This is a genomic window from Mycobacterium sp. NGS69 (assembly GCF_059812165.1).
The window spans coordinates 503,709-523,157 of sequence record NZ_JCALCD010000003.1; the positions used below are offsets into that span (position 1 = coordinate 503,709).

21 protein-coding genes are annotated in these 19,449 nt (G+C 70.7%); 10 read left to right on the top strand and 11 right to left on the bottom strand.

Annotated features, from left to right (window positions below; genetic code table 11):
- Window positions 1-399 (top strand): pyridoxamine 5'-phosphate oxidase family protein, encoded by a 399-nt coding sequence (locus tag AC5Y2S_RS11755; RefSeq protein ID WP_499956315.1) that lies wholly within the window; start codon window positions 1-3, stop codon window positions 397-399.
- 172 nt (window positions 400-571) lie between these two features.
- Here the strand turns inward: AC5Y2S_RS11755 and groL are convergent, their stop codons facing one another.
- Window positions 572-2,197 carry a chaperonin GroEL gene (groL, locus tag AC5Y2S_RS11760; RefSeq protein ID WP_499956316.1) on the bottom strand — a complete coding sequence of 542 codons (1,626 nt, stop codon included), beginning with the start codon at window positions 2,195-2,197 and terminating at the stop codon, window positions 572-574.
- A 166-nt stretch (window positions 2,198-2,363) separates the two neighbouring features.
- Entirely contained in the window at window positions 2,364-2,930 is a 567-nt protein-coding gene (locus tag AC5Y2S_RS11765; RefSeq protein WP_499903103.1) for a TetR/AcrR family transcriptional regulator, read from the bottom strand.
- Window positions 2,931-3,034: 104 nt separating this feature from the next.
- Between AC5Y2S_RS11765 and AC5Y2S_RS11770 the strand changes: the two genes are divergently transcribed.
- Both AC5Y2S_RS11770 and AC5Y2S_RS11775 read left to right on the top strand, forming a co-directional pair.
- Window positions 3,035-3,949 carry an SDR family NAD(P)-dependent oxidoreductase gene (locus AC5Y2S_RS11770; RefSeq protein ID WP_499956317.1) on the top strand — a complete coding sequence of 305 codons (915 nt, stop codon included), beginning with the start codon at window positions 3,035-3,037 and terminating at the stop codon, window positions 3,947-3,949.
- Window positions 3,950-3,967: 18 nt separating this feature from the next.
- Window positions 3,968-4,471 (top strand): cupin domain-containing protein, encoded by a 504-nt coding sequence (locus AC5Y2S_RS11775; RefSeq protein ID WP_499956318.1) that lies wholly within the window; start codon window positions 3,968-3,970, stop codon window positions 4,469-4,471.
- On the opposite strand, the gene AC5Y2S_RS11780 is transcribed toward AC5Y2S_RS11775, so the two are convergent.
- The 3 genes from AC5Y2S_RS11780 to AC5Y2S_RS11790 form a co-directional block, all read right to left on the bottom strand.
- Window positions 4,468-4,635 (bottom strand): hypothetical protein, encoded by a 168-nt coding sequence (locus AC5Y2S_RS11780; RefSeq protein ID WP_499956319.1) that lies wholly within the window; start codon window positions 4,633-4,635, stop codon window positions 4,468-4,470. The genes AC5Y2S_RS11775 and AC5Y2S_RS11780 overlap by 4 nt on opposite strands.
- A 128-nt stretch (window positions 4,636-4,763) precedes the next feature.
- Window positions 4,764-6,206 (bottom strand): flavin-containing monooxygenase, encoded by a 1,443-nt coding sequence (locus AC5Y2S_RS11785; protein ID WP_499956320.1) that lies wholly within the window; start codon window positions 6,204-6,206, stop codon window positions 4,764-4,766.
- A complete protein-coding gene (locus tag AC5Y2S_RS11790) occupies window positions 6,197-6,673 on the bottom strand; it encodes a VOC family protein (protein WP_499956321.1) in 477 nt (158 codons plus the stop codon). The genes AC5Y2S_RS11785 and AC5Y2S_RS11790 overlap by 10 nt, the downstream gene beginning before the upstream one ends.
- Window positions 6,674-6,726: 53 nt before the next feature.
- On the opposite strand from AC5Y2S_RS11790, the gene moeA reads away from it, so the two are divergent.
- From moeA to AC5Y2S_RS11810, 4 genes are read left to right on the top strand one after another with little or no spacing between them, the layout of a single operon-like run.
- Window positions 6,727-7,932, top strand: coding sequence for a molybdopterin molybdotransferase MoeA (gene moeA / locus AC5Y2S_RS11795; RefSeq protein ID WP_499956322.1), 1,206 nt, complete (start codon window positions 6,727-6,729; stop codon window positions 7,930-7,932).
- 25 nt (window positions 7,933-7,957) lie between these two features.
- A complete protein-coding gene (locus AC5Y2S_RS11800) occupies window positions 7,958-8,680 on the top strand; it encodes a phosphatidylserine decarboxylase (RefSeq protein ID WP_499903096.1) in 723 nt (240 codons plus the stop codon).
- Complete coding sequence (gene pssA / locus AC5Y2S_RS11805) at window positions 8,677-9,540, top strand: CDP-diacylglycerol--serine O-phosphatidyltransferase (RefSeq protein WP_499903095.1); 864 nt, start codon at window positions 8,677-8,679, stop codon at window positions 9,538-9,540. Before AC5Y2S_RS11800 ends, pssA begins: the two co-directional genes overlap by 4 nt.
- A complete protein-coding gene (locus AC5Y2S_RS11810; RefSeq protein ID WP_499956323.1) occupies window positions 9,540-11,705 on the top strand; it encodes an AAA family ATPase in 2,166 nt (721 codons plus the stop codon). The genes pssA and AC5Y2S_RS11810 overlap by 1 nt, the downstream gene beginning before the upstream one ends.
- Here AC5Y2S_RS11810 and AC5Y2S_RS11815 read toward each other — a convergent pair.
- Window positions 11,679-12,275 (bottom strand): TetR/AcrR family transcriptional regulator, encoded by a 597-nt coding sequence (locus AC5Y2S_RS11815; protein WP_499956324.1) that lies wholly within the window; start codon window positions 12,273-12,275, stop codon window positions 11,679-11,681. The genes AC5Y2S_RS11810 and AC5Y2S_RS11815 overlap by 27 nt on opposite strands.
- 21 nt (window positions 12,276-12,296) lie before the next feature.
- On the opposite strand from AC5Y2S_RS11815, the gene AC5Y2S_RS11820 reads away from it, so the two are divergent.
- From AC5Y2S_RS11820 to AC5Y2S_RS11830, 3 genes are all read left to right on the top strand, one after another.
- Entirely contained in the window at window positions 12,297-13,079 is a 783-nt protein-coding gene (locus tag AC5Y2S_RS11820; protein ID WP_499956325.1) for a DUF2867 domain-containing protein, read from the top strand.
- A 93-nt stretch (window positions 13,080-13,172) separates the two neighbouring features.
- Window positions 13,173-14,579 carry an MFS transporter gene (locus AC5Y2S_RS11825; protein ID WP_499956326.1) on the top strand — a complete coding sequence of 469 codons (1,407 nt, stop codon included), beginning with the start codon at window positions 13,173-13,175 and terminating at the stop codon, window positions 14,577-14,579.
- Window positions 14,580-14,596: 17 nt separating this feature from the next.
- Window positions 14,597-15,529, top strand: a complete 933-nt coding sequence (locus tag AC5Y2S_RS11830) for an SDR family NAD(P)-dependent oxidoreductase (protein WP_499956327.1) — start codon at window positions 14,597-14,599, stop codon at window positions 15,527-15,529.
- Window positions 15,530-15,632: 103 nt separating this feature from the next.
- On the opposite strand, the gene AC5Y2S_RS11835 is transcribed toward AC5Y2S_RS11830, so the two are convergent.
- The 5 genes from AC5Y2S_RS11835 to AC5Y2S_RS11855 are packed head-to-tail and all read right to left on the bottom strand — an operon-like array spanning window position 15,633 to window position 19,440.
- On the bottom strand, window positions 15,633-16,451 hold the full coding sequence (locus AC5Y2S_RS11835) for an enoyl-CoA hydratase-related protein (RefSeq protein ID WP_499956328.1): 819 nt from the start codon (window positions 16,449-16,451) through the stop codon (window positions 15,633-15,635).
- A gap of 11 nt (window positions 16,452-16,462) precedes the next feature.
- Window positions 16,463-17,104, bottom strand: a complete 642-nt coding sequence (locus tag AC5Y2S_RS11840; protein ID WP_499956329.1) for an LON peptidase substrate-binding domain-containing protein — start codon at window positions 17,102-17,104, stop codon at window positions 16,463-16,465.
- The gene (locus tag AC5Y2S_RS11845) at window positions 17,104-18,234 is read right to left on the bottom strand and encodes a glutamate--cysteine ligase (protein WP_499956330.1); all 1,131 of its coding nucleotides are present in this window, start codon (window positions 18,232-18,234) and stop codon (window positions 17,104-17,106) included. Before AC5Y2S_RS11845 ends, AC5Y2S_RS11840 begins: the two co-directional genes overlap by 1 nt.
- Window positions 18,224-18,916, bottom strand: a complete 693-nt coding sequence (gene sodC, locus AC5Y2S_RS11850) for a superoxide dismutase[Cu-Zn] (RefSeq protein ID WP_499956331.1) — start codon at window positions 18,914-18,916, stop codon at window positions 18,224-18,226. The genes AC5Y2S_RS11845 and sodC overlap by 11 nt, the downstream gene beginning before the upstream one ends.
- Before the next feature lie 47 nt (window positions 18,917-18,963).
- Window positions 18,964-19,440 carry a LytR C-terminal domain-containing protein gene (locus AC5Y2S_RS11855; RefSeq protein WP_499956332.1) on the bottom strand — a complete coding sequence of 159 codons (477 nt, stop codon included), beginning with the start codon at window positions 19,438-19,440 and terminating at the stop codon, window positions 18,964-18,966.
- Window positions 19,441-19,449: the final 9 nt, after the last annotated feature.

Sequence of the window (19,449 nt, forward strand, 5' to 3'; positions counted from 1 at the left end):
ATGCGCACGAAGAAAAAGGTCGACGTCGAGCGGCTGGCCGCGGCGCTCAGCGACTTCCCGTTCGCGTATCTGATCACCGTCGGCGAGGACTATCGCGTCCACACCGTGACGGTCGAGCCGCGGCTGCGCGACCGCGCCGTCCTCGACGTGGGGCTTATCGGCGGGCGCACCCGCGAAAACCTCGCCCACTGCCGCGACGTCACCCTGCTGTGGCCCCCGCGCGAGCCCGGGGGCTATTCGCTGATCGTCGACGGCAGCGCGCAGGTGACCGAGTCAGCCGACGACACGGTCCGCCTGGGCGTGGTGCCCGAGCGCGCGCTGCTGCACCGCGAGGCCGACTCCCCCAGCGCGGCCAAAGGCTGCCTGCACGACTGCGTGGTGTTCTCGCTGCCGGCCTAGCGTTTGGCGCCGCGGCATTGAATGTGAGCTGAGGGCGTTGAGTGCCACGCTACGGCGGAAAAATCGCCGGAATCCCGCCCTGGCTTCACACGGAAAGCCGTAGGTTCAAACTCACCGGAAACACGAAAAGGCCCGGCCCCCGAAGGGACCGGGCTTCTTCGTAGCTGCGGACTTAGAAGTCCATGCCGCCCATGCCGCCGGTCGGGTCGCCCGCGGGAGCGGCCGCCTTCTCCGGCTTGTCGGCCACGACGGCCTCGGTCGTCAGGAACAGCCCCGCGATGGACGCTGCGTTCTGCAGCGCCGAACGGGTCACCTTCACCGGGTCGGCAACGCCGGCCTTGAGCAGGTCCTCGTACTCATTGGTGGCGGCGTTCAGCCCCGTACCGGCCTTCGAGTTCCGGACCTTCTCGGCGACCACGCCGGGCTCCAGCCCGGAGTTGAAGGCGATCTGCTTCAGCGGAGCCTCCAGCGCCACCTTGACGATGTTGACGCCGGTGGCCTCGTCGCCGGCGAGCTTCAGCTCGTCCAGCGCCGGTGCCGCCTGCAGCAGGGCCACGCCGCCACCGGCGACGATGCCCTCCTCGACGGCCGCCTTGGCGTTGCGGACCGCGTCCTCGATGCGGTGCTTGCGCTCCTTGAGCTCCACCTCGGTGGCAGCTCCGGCCTTGATCACCGCAACACCGCCGGCCAGCTTGGCCAGGCGCTCCTGCAGCTTCTCGCGGTCGTAGTCGGAGTCGCTGTTCTCGATCTCGGTGCGGATCTGGGCCACCCGGCCGGCGATGGCGTCCGGGTCACCGGCGCCCTCGACGATGGTGGTCTCGTCCTTGGTGATGACCACCTTGCGGGCCTTGCCCAGCAGCGAGATGTCGGCGGTCTCGAGCGACAGACCGACCTCCTCGCTGATGACCTGACCACCGGTGAGGATGGCCATGTCCTGCAGCATCGCCTTGCGGCGGTCACCGAAGCCGGGGGCCTTGACGGCCACCGACTTGAAGGTGCCGCGGATCTTGTTGACCACCAGGGTGCTCAGGGCCTCGCCCTCGACGTCCTCGGCGATGATCAGCAGCGGCTTACCGCCCTGGATGACCTTCTCCAGCAGCGGGAGCAGGTCCTTGACGGTCGACACCTTGGAGCTGACCAGCAGGATGTAGGGGTCCTCCAGGACCGCTTCCTGACGCTCGGCGTCGGTGACGAAGTAGCCCGAGATGTAGCCCTTGTCGAACCGCATGCCCTCGGTGAGCTCGAGCTGCAGGCCGAAGGTGTTGGACTCCTCGACGGTGATGACGCCCTCGTTGCCGACCTTGTCCATCGCCTCGGCGATCAGGTCGCCGATCGACTGGTCGCCCGCGGAGATGGCCGCGGTGGCCGCGATCTGCTCCTTGGTCTCGACGTCCTTGGCCGACTTCAGCAGGGTCTCGGTGATCTTCTCGACCGCCTTCTCGATGCCGCGCTTGAGAGCCAGCGGGTTGGCGCCGGCCGCGACGTTGCGCAGGCCCTCTTTCACCAGCGCCTGGGCCAGCACCGTGGCCGTCGTCGTGCCGTCACCGGCGACGTCGTCGGTCTTCTTGGCGACTTCCTTGACCAGCTCGGCGCCGATCTTCTCGTACGGGTCCTCCAGCTCGATCTCCTTGGCGATGGACACGCCATCGTTGGTGATCGTGGGGGCACCCCACTTCTTCTCCAGGACGACGTTGCGGCCCTTGGGGCCCAACGTCACCTTTACCGCGTCGGCGAGGGCATTGAGGCCCCGCTCGAGGCCGCGACGGGCCTCTTCGTCGTACGCAATTGTCTTGGCCATTGCGAAGTGATTCCTCCGGATTGGGGATGACTACGTTCTGGCCGGGCGCAGTGCCCGCGACGGACGACCAAACTGGTCTCACCGTCCCGACCTAGCACTCACCGGTGGCGAGTGCCAAAGTCATTCTTAGCACTCGCCTATGCCGAGTGCAAGAACGGCCCGGGCGTTATCGCTGCGCGCGTAAACCGTCGACGACGACGTCGGTCACCCGCCCGGCCAGCGCGGGGTCGTAGGCCTCCATCGCCTGGCATCCGACCAGGATCGCCTTCAGATCCCGCATCTCGACGTCCCGGCGCGCGGCGCCCGCTTCCTGCGCGGCGTGCAGCAGCTCGCCGAGCATGGCCTTGAACGCGTCCTCGGCCTCGGGAGCGGCGCAGGCGATGTCGATTCCGTACCCGGCCAGGGCGTCGACCAGTCCGCGGTCGGCCGCGCCCCACTGCAGCACCATGGAGCGCAGGAAGGCGAAGAGCGCTTCCCCCGGGCCCTCGGACTCCAACAGGGCGCGCCCGTCATCGACGAGGCGATGCATCCGGTCCTCGATCACCGCCCGAAAGAGCGCCTCCTTCGTGGGGAAGTGCCGGTAGACCGTGCCGGCCCCGACGCCGGCGCGCCGGGCGATCTCGTCGATCGGCACGGTCAGGCCCTCGGCGGCGAAGGTGTCGTAGGCGACGTCCAGCACGCGCGCACGGTTGCGCGCCGCATCGGCGCGCAGCGGCCGTGCGGGTTGCGCCACAAGTTCACCTCGGATCGGTTGACAAAGCGGGGCGGGCGTTCCGTATAGTGTGCAAGCAACCGGAGCGCTCGCCCCGTTTACCTTACTAGTTTTAGGAGCTTCCCATGGCCAAGTGGGCCGCCGCGGACATTCCCGACCAGACCGGTCGCGTCGCCGTCGTCACCGGGGCCAACACCGGCCTTGGCTACGAGACCGCCCAGGCGCTCGCCGACCACGGCGCCCACGTGGTGCTCGCGGTGCGCAACCTGGAGAAGGGCAAGGACGCCGCGGCCCGGATCGCCGCCAAGAGCCCCCACGCCGACGTCGCGCTGCAGGAGCTGGACCTGACGTCACTGGACTCGGTCCGCGCCGCGGCCGAGCAGCTGCGCTCCGCCCACGACCGCATCGACCTGCTGATCAACAACGCGGGCGTCATGTACACGCCGAAGGAAACCACCGAGGACGGCTTCGAGATGCAGTTCGGCACCAACCACCTCGGCCACTTTGCGCTCACCGGCCTGCTGCTGGACCGGCTGCTGCCCGTCGCCGGCTCCCGGGTCGTCACCGTCAGCAGCATGGGCCATCGCATCCTCGCCGACATCCACTTCGACGACCTGCAGTGGGAGCGGCGCTACAACCGCGTGGCGGCGTACGGACAGGCCAAGCTGGCCAACCTGCTGTTCACCTACGAGCTGCAGCGCCGGCTCGCCCCGCATGGCACGACGATCGCCGCCGCCGCCCATCCCGGCGGGTCGAACACCGAGCTGGGCCGCTACACGCCCGCGGCGTTCCGGCCGCTCGTCAACGTGTTCTTCAGCGTGATTGCGCAGGACGCGGCCATGGGCGCGCTCCCGACGCTGCGCGCCGCGACCGACCCCGGCGTGCTCGGCGGCCAGTACTACGGCCCCGACGGGTTCGCCGAAACCCGCGGCTACCCGAAAGTCGTCGCGTCCAGCCGGAAGTCGCACGACGCCGAGTTGCAGCGGCGGTTGTGGGAGGTCTCGGAGCAGCTCACCGGCGTGGTCTACCGGTTCGACTGAGGGGGTAACACTGGAGGCATGTCCCTCGCCGTTCCGCCCTACCCACCGCCCCGCTACACCAAGGACGAACCGGAGGTCAGCGCGTGGCTCAAGCGTGCCGACGAGCCGCCCGACCACGAGACCTTCGGGACGAAGTACCACTACCTGGCCAACCAGCAGGCCACCGACGGCGACTACGGCCTGTACCGGGTCGACATCGCCCCGGCCGGCGGCGGCCCGCCGGCGCACTATCACCGGGCGATGTCCGAGGCGTTCTTCGTCCTGTCCGGGACGATGAAGCTCTTCGACGGCAACGAGTGGGTCGACGGCCACCAGGGCGACTTCCTCTACGTCCCACCCGGTGGCGTGCACGGATTCCGCAACGAGGCGGACGCGCCCGCATCGGTCCTGATGCTGTTCGCGCCCGGCGCGCCGCGGGAGGCGTACTTCGAAGGCTTCGCGGCGCTGGCCGACATGACCGACGACGAACGCCGGGAGTGGTTCATCCGCCACGACAACTATTGGGTGCAAGAGCCGGGTTAATGCTCGGCGAACATTCGGTGTTGAGCGGTAATGACCGGCCGCGCCGCGACGTAGGGTTTGGCCGTGCAGGCCAAGAAGCCGCAGTCGAAGCGGGAAGCGGCGTGGGCGCGGACCAAAATCGAGATGGCGCGCAGCGCCCCGATCAGGGCCGCGGAGCGGGTCAAGCGGGTGAGGCAGGGCAGCCGGCCGCCATCGCCAACTGCCTTGCGGCAAGCCGAAATTGGGGCGCCGGCCCGGCACCGGGGCGAGCGCGGGGTGCGCATCGTTCACCGCCACCGCGCCGCGCCGGCCGCTAACCAGCGAATCGGTAATCGCCGTCGACCAGCTCGCGGGTCCGCTCGAAGAACGTCCGGCCGCTGTAGGGCAACTGGGTGACGACCTTGCCGCTGGGGTGCCGGAAGTAGTTGGTGCAGGCGAGCCAGACCTTGCCCGTCATCGCGGCCTGGATCTCGTCGTTGTAGCGGCGCTGCGCCGCGGGCGTGACCTCGATCGTGCGCGCGCCGCGGTCGCCCATGACGTCGAGAATGTGGCGGACGAACGTCGTCTGCGCCTCGTGGATGTACAGGATTGAGTTGACGCCGTTGGTGTTCGGGCCGTACAGCGTGAAGAAGTTCGGATACCCGGCGATCAGGGTGCCGAGGTAGGCCTCCGCGCCCCCGCTCCACTCGTCGCGGAGGTGGCGACCGCCCGACCCGTACACGTCGATGCTCGCCAGGTAGTCGGCGGCCTTGAACCCGGTGCCGTAGATGACGGTGTCGACGCGGTGCTCGACGCCGTCGACGGTGCGCACCCCGCGCTCGGTCAGCTCGGCGATGGCGGTCGTCTCCAGGCTCACGTTGGGCAGGGCGAACGTCGGGTACCACTCGCGCGACATCAGGGGTCGCTTGCAGCCGACGGGATAGTCCGGCGTCAGCTTCGCGCGCAGCTCGGGATCGGCGACCTTGCGCATCAAATAGCTGCGGGCCAGCTCGGTCGCCTCGCGCGTCTGCGTGGCGTCGACGTCGAAGTCGGACGACTCGTAGGCGTCGAACGCCTCGTCGCGCAGCTTGCGCGCCATCTCGGGGTGGCGCTCGAACTCCGCGTGCTGCTCGGGCGTGAACGGGAAGTCGAACCGCGGCGCGATCCAGATCGGGGTCCGCTGAAACACGGTGAGGTGCGCGGTCTCTCGCGCGATCGCGGGCACATACTGAATCGCGCTGGCGCCCGTTCCGATGGACGCGACCCGCTCCCCGGCCGTCGGCTTGCTGTGATCCCAACGCGCCGAATGGAATTGGCGTCCGCGGAACCGGCGCGCGCCGGGGATGCCGGGGACGTTCGGCACGTCGAGCATCCCGACGGCGCTGACGACGACGTCGAAGTGGTGCTCGGCGCCGTCGTCGGTGCGCAGCTTCCAGCGCCGCTCCCGGTCCGACCAGCGCACCGTGTCGATCGCGGCGTGGGGGCGCAACCGCGACGCCAGCTGGTGGTCGGCGGCGACCTTCTCGAGATAGGCCAGGATCTCGGGCTGGTTGGCGTAGGTCTTGCTCCAGCGCGGGTTGGGCGCGAACGAATACGAGTAGAGGTGCGACGGCACGTCGCAGGCCGCGCCCGGAAACGTGTTGTGCCGCCAGGTCCCGCCGAAGCCGTCGGCCCGGTCGAAGATGGTGAAGTCGTAGCCGCCCTCGGCCAGCTGGATGCCCATCGCGATGCCGCCGGCCCCCGCGCCGATGATCCCGACGCGCGGCTTCACCCCCATTGCGCGAAATACGGTCGCTCGGGGCGGCTCTTTTCCACCAGGATGAACACCACGCCGAAGGGGTCGACGAACCAGGTGGTGCGCACCCGCGCGACGTCGGCGATCCCGCTGACCAGGAAGCGCACTCCTTTGCCCTCCAGTTCGGCGCGCGTGGCGTCGAGGTCCTCACAGATCAGCCCCACGTGCGAGAGCCCGGGGTCGGTCAGGGCCCGACCGGCACCGGCCGAGCCGTCGACGTTGAGGTATTCGATCACCTCGAGCACCCGGTCGCCGTCGTCGCCGAAACCGACGATGGCCGCCTTCATGCTCGGGTCACCGACCAGCTCGCCCATGTCCTCGCGAATGGCATTACCGCTCATGACATACGGCGGCGAGAGCACACGCAGGCCCAATACGTCCCGGTAGTACGCCACCGCAGCCTCGCAGTCGCGTACGCACACCCCGGTGTGGGCCAACCCGGTAATCACGTTCTCAACCTTACGTCGGAGGCCGCCGATCGGGGAGGGCCGATAATGGCCGGGTGCGGTCAGTCGAAGAGCATCAGCGAGTCGTTGCGGAGATGATCGGCGCCCGCCCGGCGGTCGCGGTCGCGCTGGCCGAGGCCCAGGGCATGGTGCTGGCCGAGGACGTGGTCGCGTCGCTGGCGCTGCCGGTGTTCGACAACTCCGCGATGGACGGATACGCGGTGCGCGCCGAGGACGTCGCGGGCGCCACGCCCGAGCACCCGGTGGTGCTGGAAGTGGCCGAGGACATTCCGGCCGGCCGCATCGACGAGCTGGCCCTGCAACCGAAAACCGCGCACCGCATCATGACGGGCGCGCCCCTGCCGGCCGGCGCGACGGCCGTGGTGCCGGTCGAGGACACCGACGGCGGCGTCGAATCCGTGGCGATCCGGGCGCCGCGCCCGGTAGGCGCCCACATCCGGCGGGCCGGCGAGGACGTCGCGCCCGGCACCACCGTCCTGCGCGCGGGCCAGGTGGTCACGCCGGCGGTGCTCGGCCTGGCGTCGGCGCTGGGCATGGCGGAGCTGAAAGTCATTCCGCGCCAACGGGTCCTGGTGATGTCCACCGGCTCGGAGCTGGTGGCGCCGGGGGCGCCGCTGCGGCCCGGGCAGATCTACGAGTCCAACTCGATCATGCTGGCCGGGGCGGTGCGCGAGGCGGGCGCCGAGGTGATCGCCGTCGCGACCGCCGAAGACGATGTCGCGCAGTTCAGTTCGATCCTCGACCGCCACGCGGCCGGCTGCGACCTGATCATCACCAGCGGCGGCGTCAGCGCCGGCGCCTACGAGGTCGTCAAGGACGCGTTCGGGCGGGACGGCGACCAGGGGGTGGAGTTCGTCAAGGTGGCGATGCAGCCGGGCATGCCGCAGGGCATCGGGCGGGTGGCGGGCGCGACGATCGTGACGCTGCCCGGCAACCCGGTCAGCGCGCTGGTGTCCTTCGAGGTCTTCATCCGTCCCGCGCTGCGCCGGGCGATGGGCCTGCCCGACCCGGAGCGACCGCACCGGCCCGCGGTCCTGGCCGAATCGCTGACCTCGCCGCGCGGCAAACGCCAGTTCCGGCGGGCGATACTCGACCGCGAATCCGGCAGCGTCACCAGCTACGGTCCGCCGGCCTCCCACCATCTGCGGTGGCTGGCGTCGGCGAACGCGCTGCTGGACATCCCGGAGGACGTCGTCGAGGTGTCCGCGGGGACCGAGCTCCAGGTCTGGGATCTGAGTTAACCCCCGGGCTCCGTAAGATGGCCGCGTGGCAAGACGCCCCCCCACCGTCGGCCCGACCGCCGAGGACCCGGCCTTCAGCCCGCAGCACGCCCTCGAGTTGATGCGCTCCGCCATTCCGCCGGTTCACCCGGCCGGGCGGCCGTTCATCGCCGCCGGCCTGGGCGCGGCGCTTCTTGGGCGCAACCACCGATGGCTGCGCCGGGCGGGCCTGCTGGCCGCCGGCGCCTGCGCGGGGTTCTTCCGCCATCCCCCGCGGGTGCCGCCCTCGCGGCCCGGCGCCGTCGTCGCCCCGGCCGACGGCGAGATCTGCGTGATCGACGCGGCCGCCCCGCCGGCCGAGCTCGGCATGGGCGACGCGCCGCTGCCGCGGGTCAGCATCTTCCTGTCGCTGCTGGACGCCCACGTGCAGCGCGCCCCGGTGAGCGGCGAGGTGATCGCCGTGCAACACCGGCCGGGCCGCTTCGGCTCGGCCGACCTGGCCGCGGCGAGCACCGAGAACGAGCGCACCAGCCTGCGGATCCGGACCGACGCCGGCGCCGACGTGGTGGCGGTCCAGATCGCCGGGCTGCTCGCGCGCCGCATCATCTGCGACGCCCGCGTCGGGGACAAGCTGTCGATCGGCGAGACCTACGGCCTGATCCGGTTCGGCTCCCGGCTGGACACCTACCTCCCGCCCGGGACGGAGCCGCTGGTGAAGGTGGGCCAGCGCGCGGTCGGCGGCGAGACCGTCCTGGCCGAACTGCGATGACCGACAAGCGCCGGGATAGGCGAACCGCCAGCCTGCAACTTTTGCCCAGCGCGATGACGGTGCTGTCCATCTGCGCGGGCATGACGTCGATCAAGTTCGCCCTCGACGGCAAGCCCATACCCGCGATGGCGCTGATCGCCGCGGCGGCGATCCTGGACGCGCTCGACGGACGAGTGGCCCGCATCCTGGGCGCCCAGTCGCGGCTCGGCGCCGAGATCGATTCGCTGGCCGACGCGGTGAACTTCGGGGTGACACCCGCGCTGGTGGTCTACGTGATGCTGCTGTCGAAGTGGCCGGTCGGCTGGGCGGTGGTGCTGCTCTACGCGGTGTGCGTCGTGCTACGACTGGCGCGGTACAACGCGCAGCAGGACGACGAAACCCAGCTCGCCTACCAGCATGAATTCTTCGTCGGGATGCCCGCTCCGGCGGGCGCGGTCTCCATGATCGGCACAATCGGCCTCAAGTTGCAGTTCGGCGAGGGCTGGTGGACGTCGGTGTGGTTCCTCGCGATCTGGATCACCGGGACGTCGATGCTGATGGTCAGCGCGATCCCGATGAAGAAGCTGCACACCGTGGCGATTCCGCCGAACTGGGCGGTTCCCCTGCTGGCGGTGCTCGCGGCCGTCGCGGCCGCCGCGGTGCTGGAGCCCTACATCCTGATCTGGGTGATCATCATCGCCTACCTGTGCCACGTGCCGTTCGCCGTACGCACCAAGCGCTGGCTCGACAAGCACCCGGAGGTCTGGGACGACCAGCCCAAGCAGCGCCGCGCAGTGCGGCGCGCGAACCGCCGGTTGCAGCCGAGCCGCCGGTCGACGACGCGGCTGGGGCTGCGGAAGCCGGGCGGGCGCCTGCGATGATGCCCGACGGCGGCGCCCGTCAGCTCACCCTCACCGCCAGGCTGAACACCTCAGCCGTCGACTCACGCCGCGGCGTCGTCCGCATACACCCGAACGCCGTTGCGGCCCTTGGTATCCGGGAGTGGGACGCGGTTTCGCTGACCGGGTCGCGGACCACCGCGGCCGTCGTCGGCCTCGCCGGCCCGGACACCCCGGTCGGCATCGTGCTGCTCGACGACGTGACGCTGTCCAACGCCGGGCTGCGCGAGGGCACCGCGGTGATCGTCAGCGCGGTCACCGTCTACGGCGCGCGGTCGGTGACACTGTCCGGCTCGTCGATGGCCGCCACCTCGATCACGCCGGTCACCCTGCGGCAGGCGTTGCTGGGCAAGGTGATGACCGTCGGCGACGCCGTGTCGCTGCTGCCGCGCGACCTGGGTCCGCCGTTCTCGACCTCCGAGGCCACCCGGGCGCTGGCCTCCTCGGTCGGGATCAGCTGGACCTCGGAACTGCTGACCGTCACCGACGTCGACCCGCAGGGACCGGTCAGCGTGCAGCCGAACTCGTTGGTCAGCTGGGGAACCGGGGTCCCGGCCGTGGCCGGGCCGCGCGAAGAGCTGCCCACCGGCACCCCGGAGATCCTCGTCGAGGAGCTCAAGGGCTCGCAGCCGCAGGCCGCCAAGCTCGCCGAATGGCTGAAGCTCTCGCTCGACGAGCCACACCTGCTCGAGAGCCTGGGCGCGACCACCAACCTCGGTGTGCTGGTGTCGGGCCCGGCCGGCGTGGGCAAGGTGACGCTGGTGCGCGCGGTGTGCGACGGCCGCAGGCTGGTCGAGCTCGACGGGCCCGAGGTGGGCGCGCTGGCCGCCGACGACCGGCTGAAAACCGTTGCCGCGGCCGTGAAGAGGGTTCGCGACGGGGGCGGCGTCCTGCTGATCGCCGACGTCGACGCGCTGCTGCCGGCCACCGCCGAGCCGGTGGCCGCCCTGATCCTCGGCGAGCTGCGCGCCGCCGTCGCCACCGGCGGCGTCGCGTTGGTCGCCACCTCCGCGCACCCCGACCAGCTCGACGCCCGGCTGCGCGCCCCCGACCTGTGCGACCGCGAGCTGGGCCTGCCGCTGCCCGACGCCGCCACCCGCGAGGCGCTGCTGGAGGCGCTGCTCAAACCGGTGCCGACCGGCGCTCTGAACCTCGACGAGATCGCCGGCCGCACGCCGGGTTTCGTCGTCGCCGACCTCGCCGCGCTGGTGCGTGAGGCCGCGCTGCGGGCGGCCTCGCGGGCCAGCGCCGACGGGCAACCGCCGAAGCTGACCCAGGACGACCTCGTCGGCGCGCTGACCGTCATCCGGCCGCTGTCCCGCTCGGCCAGCGAGGAGCTGACCGTCGGCAACGTGACGCTGGACGACGTCGGCGACATGGCCGAGGCCCGCCAGGCCCTGACCGAAGCGGTGTTGTGGCCGCTGCAGCATCCCGACACCTTCGCCCGGCTCGGCGTGGATCCCCCGCGCGGCGTGCTGCTCTACGGGCCGCCCGGCTGCGGCAAGACGTTCGTCGTCCGCGCCCTGGCCAGCACGGGGCAGCTGTCCGTGCACGCGGTCAAGGGTTCCGAGCTGATGGACAAGTGGGTGGGCAGCTCGGAAAAGGCGGTGCGCGAACTGTTTCGGCGGGCCCGCGATTCGGCGCCGTCGCTGGTCTTCCTCGACGAGGTGGACGCGCTGGCGCCCCGGCGCGGGCAGAGCTTCGACTCCGGCGTGACCGACCGGGTGGTCGCCGCGCTGCTGACCGAGCTCGACGGCATCGACCCGCTGCGCGACGTCGTGGTGCTGGGCGCCACCAACCGGCCCGACCTGATCGACCCCGCTCTGCTGCGCCCGGGCCGGCTGGAACGGCTGGTGTTCGTCGAACCGCCCGACGCCGCGGCCCGCGGCGAAATCCTGCGCACCGCGGGCAAATCCATCCCGCTGAGCGACGACGTCGACCTCGACGAGGTCGCCGCCTCGCTCGACGGCTACAGCGCCGCCGACTGCGTCGCGCTGCTCCGGGAGGCCGCGCTCACGGCCATGCGGCGCTCCCTCGACGCCTCCGACGTGACGGCCGCCGACCTCGCCACCGCCCGCAAGACCGTGCGCCCCTCGCTGGACCCCGCGCAGGTGGAGTCCTTACGCGCGTTCGGCAAAACTCTCTAGCACCGCGCGGGCCGACGCCGCGACGTCGGCCTCGAGCCAGGGCGGCATCGGCTCGTCATGCGCGTGGCGACGGACGACGGCATACGGCAGGTCGGCCACCGCGCGCGCGACGGCGTCGACCGATCGCCGGTCGCGTCTTCCGTACAGTTGCTTCGCCAGGACCGAAAGCCGTTCGGTCAGAGGCGCATTCATCGCGGCGAGCGTCTCCCGGAACGCCGCGTCGGGCTCGTCGTCGAGCAGGTCGGTGGGCCGGATGGTCAACAACAGCCGGGCGTCCTCAGGGAGCTCACGGGCGAAGCCGACGGCGGCCACGGCCATCGCCACCGCCGCGTCGACGGCCGTCTCGCCCTCGGCGCCCAGCGCCCGCGCCTGGAAACGTTCGAGCGCCCGCAGCCACGCCGCTGTCAGGATGCCGTCGCGGTTGCCGAACCGGTGATACAGCGTGCCGGCGGGTGCGCCGCTCGCCTGCGAGATCGCCGCGACGCTCGCCGCCCGCGGTCCCCCGTCGAGCACCAGTGCGCGGGCTGCGTCGAGGATCACATCGGTTTCGTGCTTCCGCGGTGGCGCCATGATCTAGTACATTCCTTCTATATGGAACGATTACCCTATATCGATGAGCATGCCATAACCGTGAACGCGAATCGCGACGACACGTGGTCGGCGCTGCTGCGGGTGATGTGCCGGGACCCGCGCGACCCGTCGACCGTGCCGCCGGGCTTCGTCCTGGACCGGGCGCAGCGCCCGGAGCTGTTCGCGCTCAAGGGCCGCCACCCGTTCGCGGTCTACCGGCTGGTGTTCGAACTGGACGCCGAGTCGGCGGATCGCACCAGGCTGCGCGCGCTGACGTGGGCGGCCTTCCCCGGTGTTCACGGCAAGGCCTATCGCGCGCTGGTCATCGGAACCGGCGGACACCGGATCGCGGTGCGCGCGATGCTGAGACGCGTTGCGGCGGCGGCGCTCGCCGGCAGCGGGGACGACTACACGGACGTCTTCGAAGTCCCCATCCCCCAAGGCGATTCGCGCACAGCGGAACGGGCGCTGCGCGACGCGGTCGGGCGCAAACCGGGCCCGGGTGGAAGCCTGGTGCTGTGGGTCCACCGCCACGTGCTGCGGCTTCGCCTGGGCCCGTACTCCTCGCCGGATCACATCATCGGCTGGCCGATCACCCGTTCGGATGACGACGAGATCGTGCTGACGTCGGGCGGGCCGCTGATACGGGGCCGGCTGACGCTGCGGCGCCGAAATGGTCGCACCATGCTCATCACCGGCGTGCACTACAACCGGATCGCCGCCCGAACGGTGTGGGCCGTGGTCGGCCCCGTGCACCGGGCCGTGGCACCGGGGCTCGTGAAACGCATTGCGGCACACGCGTGAACCGTTCGGCTCGCCGGCTCGTGAGGAACTGCTGTAACCCCGTTGGCTACTAACCAGCATCCGAGATTCACCGAGCAGAGCAGGACCGGTTTCGTGAAGTTCCCTGATGTCGCCCCGACGACGCGGGTCATGACGGTGGCGATCATGGTCTCGATGGTCGTGTTCCTCGACGGCACCGTCGTGAACCTGGCCTTGCCGGCCACGGAACGCGACATCGGCGGGGGCATGTGCACCCAGCAGTGGGTCGTCGACGGCTACCTGCTGGCCGTGGCGGCCATGGTCCTGCCCGGCGGCGCCATCTCCGACCTGTTCGGGCGGATACCGGTGATGCGCTTCGGGCTGGCGGCCTTCGGGTTGGGCTCGGCGCTGGCGGCGACCGCGGGCACCCCGTCGATGCTGATCACCGGGCGCCTCGTCCAGGGATTGGGCGGCGCCTTCCTGGTGCCCGGTTCGCTGGCCCTGATCAACTCGACGTTCGCGCCCGGCGACCGGGCCGCCGCGATCGGATCCTGGACGGCCTGGACCGGCACCGCCTTCGCGGTGGGGCCGCTGCTGGGCGGGCTGGCCGTCGACTTCCTGGGCTGGCGCTGGATCTACGTCCTGTCGGCGCTCCCCATGGCCGTCGGTTTTGCGCTGACGTATTGGCTGCGCGGGCTCCCCGGACCGTCCGGACACGCCCGGCTCGACGTCGTCGGCGCCGCGCTGTCGGCGGTCGGGCTGGCCGCCACGGTGTACGCCCTGATCGAACAGGGCCGGCGGGGCTGGGCCGACGCGCTGGTCCGGGCGGCGCTGGCGGTGGGCATCGCGGCGCTGCTCGCGTTCGTGGCATGGCAGCGCCGCGCGCCCCACCCGATGGTGCCGCTGAGCCTGTTCGCCGCGCGCAATTTCGCCGGGGCCAACCTCGTCACCGCGTTCGTCTACGGCGGCATCACGATGGGTTCGCTGGCGATCGCGCTGTACCTGCAGGAGGTCGCGGGGTACTCGGCCACCGCCTCGGGCCTGATCACGCTGCCCAGCCCGATCATGTCGTTGCTGTTCGCCCGCGGCGTCGGCGGCTTGGCCGCCTGGATCGGCCCGCGCATCTTCCTGATGGCGGGTCCCGCGGTGGCCGGGCTCGGGCTGCTGCTCATCCGCCCCACCGCGCACGGACTGCACGCAATCACCGACGTGTTGCCGGGCCGGATCGTGCTGGCCGTCGGCATGGTCCTTGCCGTCACGCCCCTGACCGTGGTCAATCTGTCCGCCGTCAAGTCCGCGCACAGCGGGATCGCCGCCGCGATCCAGAACGCGACGGGGCGCACCTCCGCGCTGGTCGCGGTGGCCTGCGTCGGGGTGATCACCGCCAACCGGCTCACGGATGCCAGCTTTACCCGGCTCATCGTCGTCAGCGCGGCGCTGTTCTTCGTCGGCGCCGCCGTCGGCGGCCTGGCCATCCGGAACGGGCACGCGTCGGCCGAGCCCGCCACCGACCTCCCGATGGAGCTCAACCCCGCGCGCTAGCACTACTGTCGTCGAGCATGACCGAACGTCGCACCGCCCTGCAGGTCGTCGAGGGAATCGACCTGTCCGGCAAGACATGTGTGATCACGGGTGCGTCGTCCGGGCTGGGCCGCGAGTCCGCACGCGCGCTCGCCTCCGCGGGCGCGCACGTCGTCCTGGCCGCCCGCAACCCCGACGCCCTGGCGCAGACGGCCCGGTGGGTGACGGCCGAGGTGCCCGGCGCCCGGGCCTCGACGGTGGCGCTCGACCTCACGACGCTGGCCGGCGTCCGCGCGGCGGCGGGCGCGATCCGCGACATCGCGCCGGCGATCGACGTCTTGATGAACAACGCCGGTGTCATGTTCACGCCGTTCGGCCGGACCGCCGACGGCTTCGAAACGCAAATCGGGACAAACCATCTCGGGCACTTCGAACTCACCAGGCTGCTCGTCCCGCAACTGGCGGCCGCCGGGCAGGCCCGCATCGTCACCCTGTCCTCCGGCGGCCACGTCATGGGCGACGTCGACTTCGACGACCCCAACTGGGAGGCCCGACAGTACGACAAGTTCGTCGCCTACGGCGCGTCCAAGACGGCGAACATCCTGCACGCGGTGGAAGCGGACCGGCGGCTGCGCGGCTCGGGCATCCGCGCCTACGCCGTCCATCCGGGCACCGTCGCCACCTCCCTGGCGCGCTACATGTCCCGCGCGGACTTCACCCAGCTACGCACAATGGTCGCCGCCCGCGCCGCCACGCGCGGCGAACCGAGCGACGGCGCTCTGGACCTCGCCACGCCCGAACAGGGCGCGGCCACCCAGGTGTGGGCCGCGGTCGGCCCGGAGCTGGCCGACAAGGGCGCGCTGTACTTGGAAGACTGCCGGATCAGCGACGCGGCCGCCTCCTACGCGCGCGACGGCCGGCGCGCGGCGGACTGGTGGCTACTCTCCGAGACGCTGTGTGACAGAGCGTAATTCCGTGTGCATCCAGACATTTGTGTGTGCGCCAGGGGCGGTGTTTCGGCCAAATTTCCGCCCTGGATGCACACGCGAGTGCGCCAATGCACACTCGGCTCGCTCACGGCTCCGGCAGCGGCGTCCAGTCGGCAGACAGCCGTGAGCGAAACCGCGGCGCGCGGCGATCCAGGAAGGCGCTGACCCCCTCGCGGGCGTCGGCAGTGCCCATTACGCGGTGGTGCAGCCGGGTTTCCAGCGACGCCACCTGTCGCGGGGTGTAGTTGTGGATTGCGGCATCCCACAGCAGTCGCTTGCACAACGCCGCGGACATCGGGGCGACGTGGGCCGCGATGTCGCGGGCCATCTCCACCGCGTGGCCGAGCACCCGCTCGGCGGGCAGCGCCCGATTGGCGACGCCCAGCGCCACCGCCTCGGCGCCCGTGAAGGTGCGCCCCGTCAGCAGCACCTCGGCGGCCACCCCCAGGGTGGCCAGATGCGCCAGCGTCCAGTGCGACATGCAGTCGGGTATCACGCCCCGGCGCACTTGCACCACACCGTATTTGGCGTCCTCGGCAACCAAGCGGATGTCGGCCTGCAGTGCGATCGTCAGGCCGATCCCGATCGCGTGACCGTTGAGCGCGGCGATCACCGGCTTGCGCAACTCGAACGCGGGCGGGTCGATCGGCGACGCCGAGAACGCGCTGGCGTCCGCCGGCGCGTCGAACGGCGAAATGTTGCCCGAGAAATCCGCCCCGACGCAAAAGGCGCTGCCCGCTCCGGTTACCACGATGGCGCGGACGTCGTCGTCACCGTCGCAGTCGCGGTACGCCCGGCTCAGCAGGGCGCCCATCTCGGCGGTGTAGGCGTTGAGATGTTCGGGGCGATTCAGCGTCAGCACCGCCACGCCCTCGTCGATGTCGATCGTCACGTCGGCGCTCATCGCATTGCCCCCTATTCGGACAGCTGGAACTCCACCAGGTCGGCAAGTGCGTCCACGGCCTCGCGCAGCGCGGTGAAGCGATCGGCGGCCGACGGCGCCGACAGCACGGAGTACCGGTCGGCGGCGCCGATCGGGATGCGAGAAGCCAACGCGAACAGGCGTTGTCCGGGATCCGTTTCGCGCGGGCCCAGCAGGACCTCGCGCTCCGGCAGCCGGACATCGCGCGCCTGCGCGATCCGTTCGAACACGGCGATCACCCGATCCTCGAGGTCGAGCAGCTGCGCGCCGGTGACCGGATCGCCCGGTTCGTCGGGCCAGAGCGTCACGGTCGCACGCGGGTACGGGTCGTCGGGCAGCCACTCGCGCACCCGGATCCGCTCGCCGGTGCGACAGCGCAGCGCGTAGCGGCCGGCACCGAGGTCGGCGTGTTCGTCGATCCGCGACAGGACGCCGACGTCGCAACGCGCGTCGCCGCCGCCGACCTCGCGGCCCTGCGCGATCAGCACGACACCGAACGGCTCGTCGCGGTCGAGGCAGCGCCGCACCAGCGCGCCGTAGCGCGGCTCGAAGATGCGCAGCGGCAGCTCCTGCCCGGGCAGCTGCGCCGACTCGAGCGGAAACATCGCCCGCTCAAGGGGTTCGGTGTCACCCATCAGATGTCCAGCTCGGCCACCAGCGCGTCGACGACCGCGCGCAGGTCGCCGTCGTGCTCCTCGGCCACCCGTCGCTGCCGCTGATACGACGCGCCGCCGTGGTAGATGTCCGAGACCGCGGCCAGTTCGTCGACGCAATGCAACGACTTGGCGATCGGTTCCAGCCGGGTCAGCACGTCGTCGAGGTCCTCGGTGACCAGCCGCTCGTTGCTCTCGGCGTCCAGGATGATCACCGCGTCCAGGCCGTATCGCGCTGCGCGCCACTTGTTTTCCTGGACATGCCAGGGCGGCATGATCGGCAACGGGTCGCCGGCGTCCAGCCGGCGGTCCAGGTCCACGACCAGGCAATGCGTCAGGGCGACCAGCGCGCCGAGCTCACGCAGGTTGGGCACGCCGTCGCACACCCGCACCTCGAGCGTGCCCAGGTGCGGCGACGGCCTGATGTCCCAACGGATCTCGTCCATGTGGTCGATGATGCCGGTCTTCTTCTGGTCGTAGACGAAGCCTTCGAACTCCGCCCAGGTCTGAAAGTGAAACGGCAGCCCGGCGGTCGGCAGCTGTTGAAACATCATCGCGCGATTGCTGGCGTACCCGGTGTCCTCTCCGGCCCACCACGGCGACGACGCCGACAGCGCCAGCAGGTGCGGGTAGTAGTTGAGCAGCGACGTCATGATCGGCATCACCTTGTTGGCCGACGAGATGCCCACGTGCACATGCACTCCCCAGATCAGCATCTGCCGGCCCCACCACTGGGTGCGCTTGATCAGCTCGGCGTAGCGCGGCGCGTCGGTGAGCTTCTGCGCGGACCATTTGGCGAACGGGTGCGTGCCGGCGCAGAACAGCTCCATGCCGCGGTCCCGGACGATCCTGCGCGCGGGCCCCAGGGTCTCGCGCAGGTCCTCCATCGCTTCCGCGGCACAGTCACAGATGCCGCTGACCACCTCGACGGTGTTGCGCAGCAATTCCTTGTGCACGCGCGGGTTTTGGCCGATCTCGGCGATCACCGCGGGGGCTTCGTTGCTCAGGTCGCGGGTCTTGGCGTCGATGAGCGCGAACTCCCACTCCACGCCGATCGTCGGCCGCGGCGAGCGGGCGAAGTCGATGTGGGCGCGGGCCCTGCTAGCCGGCACCGATGACACCGCACGCCACCCGCTTGCCGGCGTCACCGGTCGTCATCGTCATCTGGTCGGGGCCCGGCGTTCCGTTGGTCTGGTTGTAGCGCTCTGACGGGATGTTGGCGAAGTTGTCGGCGCCGGCGTGGATGACGATCGCGGTCTTCTCGCCGGTCAGCAGGTCCTCCATCGCGAAGGCGTCCGTGGAGGTCACCAGCATGCCGACCCCGTCCTTGCGAACCTGAAGCGAGGTCAGGTCGCCGCTGGCGGGCTCGGTGGAGTGCCCGGGCGCCTGGAAGTGCCCGCCGGCGGACAGAAAGTCGCCGGGCGCCCCGCCGGTCGGGGCCGTCGAATTGGCCTCGCACTTGCCGACCTTGTGGATGTGCACGCCGTGGAAGCCGGGCGCGAGGTGGCCGGGGCCGCTCGTCGCGATCGTGATGGTGGCATAACCGTTGCTGAAATCGAACTTCGCGGTCGCCACCTCGACCCCGTCGGGCCCCTTCAGTTGGGTGGTGATGCTCCGCCCCGCGGGCTGCTGTTGATCGCCCTCGGTGCCCGCGCTCGCCGTCGGCGCGCTCGACCCGGTCCACACCGCGGGCGTGGTGCCGGGGACGGTCGAGGCGTGTTGGGGCGATGCGCACCCCGCCACCAATGCGATTGCGGACACGGCGGCGGCAGCGGCATTGCGGTGCTTGGACATAGCGAGCAGCCTATCCCGAGCACTCCCAGATTTCCGAGCAGCGGTCCTCAGCCCGTCACCAGGACGATGACCCCGGGCGGCTGGTCCTTGAGCGCCGGAATCCGCGGCTGGACGGGCGCTCCCAGCTTCTGACCCACCGCGTCCGCGGTGGCGTGCTCGCCCTCGGCATCGGTGTAGTACACGGTCGTGGCGGTGACGTCGGGGATCGTCAGGTTTCCGACGTCGGTCACCTTGAACCCGGCGCCCGTCAGCTGATCCTTCGTCTTTGCGGCCACGCCCTCTTTGGACGAGATGTTGTAGACGTGCACCTCGGCCTGGTTCGCTGGGGCGGCGCTGGTGGTCGTGGCCGGCGCGCTGGTGGTGTTGGTGACGCTGGTCGCCGCCGACGACGACTCGTCATCGGACTTGCCGGAGGAACTGAGCGCCTGCCACCCGAGCAGCAGGAAGATGACGCCCAGGAACAACAGCACCATCACCATGGCCCGAAGGGGAAGGCCCGTGGAGTCGGGCACACGCTCTTTCATCGAGCCCCA

Coding starts and splice junctions, on each gene's coding strand:
- AC5Y2S_RS11815 (WP_499956324.1), bottom strand. CDS start 12,275: ATGGCGCCACCGCGGAAGCACGAAACCGATGTGATCCTCGACGCAGCC.
- sodC (WP_499956331.1), bottom strand. CDS start 18,916: ATGTCCAAGCACCGCAATGCCGCTGCCGCCGCCGTGTCCGCAATCGCA.
- AC5Y2S_RS11835 (WP_499956328.1), bottom strand. CDS start 16,451: ATGAGCGCCGACGTGACGATCGACATCGACGAGGGCGTGGCGGTGCTG.
- AC5Y2S_RS11810 (WP_499956323.1), top strand. CDS start 9,540: ATGCCCGACGGCGGCGCCCGTCAGCTCACCCTCACCGCCAGGCTGAAC.
- pssA (WP_499903095.1), top strand. CDS start 8,677: ATGACCGACAAGCGCCGGGATAGGCGAACCGCCAGCCTGCAACTTTTG.
- AC5Y2S_RS11775 (WP_499956318.1), top strand. CDS start 3,968: ATGTCCCTCGCCGTTCCGCCCTACCCACCGCCCCGCTACACCAAGGAC.
- AC5Y2S_RS11855 (WP_499956332.1), bottom strand. CDS start 19,440: ATGAAAGAGCGTGTGCCCGACTCCACGGGCCTTCCCCTTCGGGCCATG.
- AC5Y2S_RS11820 (WP_499956325.1), top strand. CDS start 12,297: ATGGAACGATTACCCTATATCGATGAGCATGCCATAACCGTGAACGCG.
- AC5Y2S_RS11755 (WP_499956315.1), top strand. CDS start 1: ATGCGCACGAAGAAAAAGGTCGACGTCGAGCGGCTGGCCGCGGCGCTC.
- groL (WP_499956316.1), bottom strand. CDS start 2,197: ATGGCCAAGACAATTGCGTACGACGAAGAGGCCCGTCGCGGCCTCGAG.
- AC5Y2S_RS11840 (WP_499956329.1), bottom strand. CDS start 17,104: ATGGGTGACACCGAACCCCTTGAGCGGGCGATGTTTCCGCTCGAGTCG.
- AC5Y2S_RS11785 (WP_499956320.1), bottom strand. CDS start 6,206: ATGGGGGTGAAGCCGCGCGTCGGGATCATCGGCGCGGGGGCCGGCGGC.
- AC5Y2S_RS11770 (WP_499956317.1), top strand. CDS start 3,035: ATGGCCAAGTGGGCCGCCGCGGACATTCCCGACCAGACCGGTCGCGTC.
- AC5Y2S_RS11830 (WP_499956327.1), top strand. CDS start 14,597: ATGACCGAACGTCGCACCGCCCTGCAGGTCGTCGAGGGAATCGACCTG.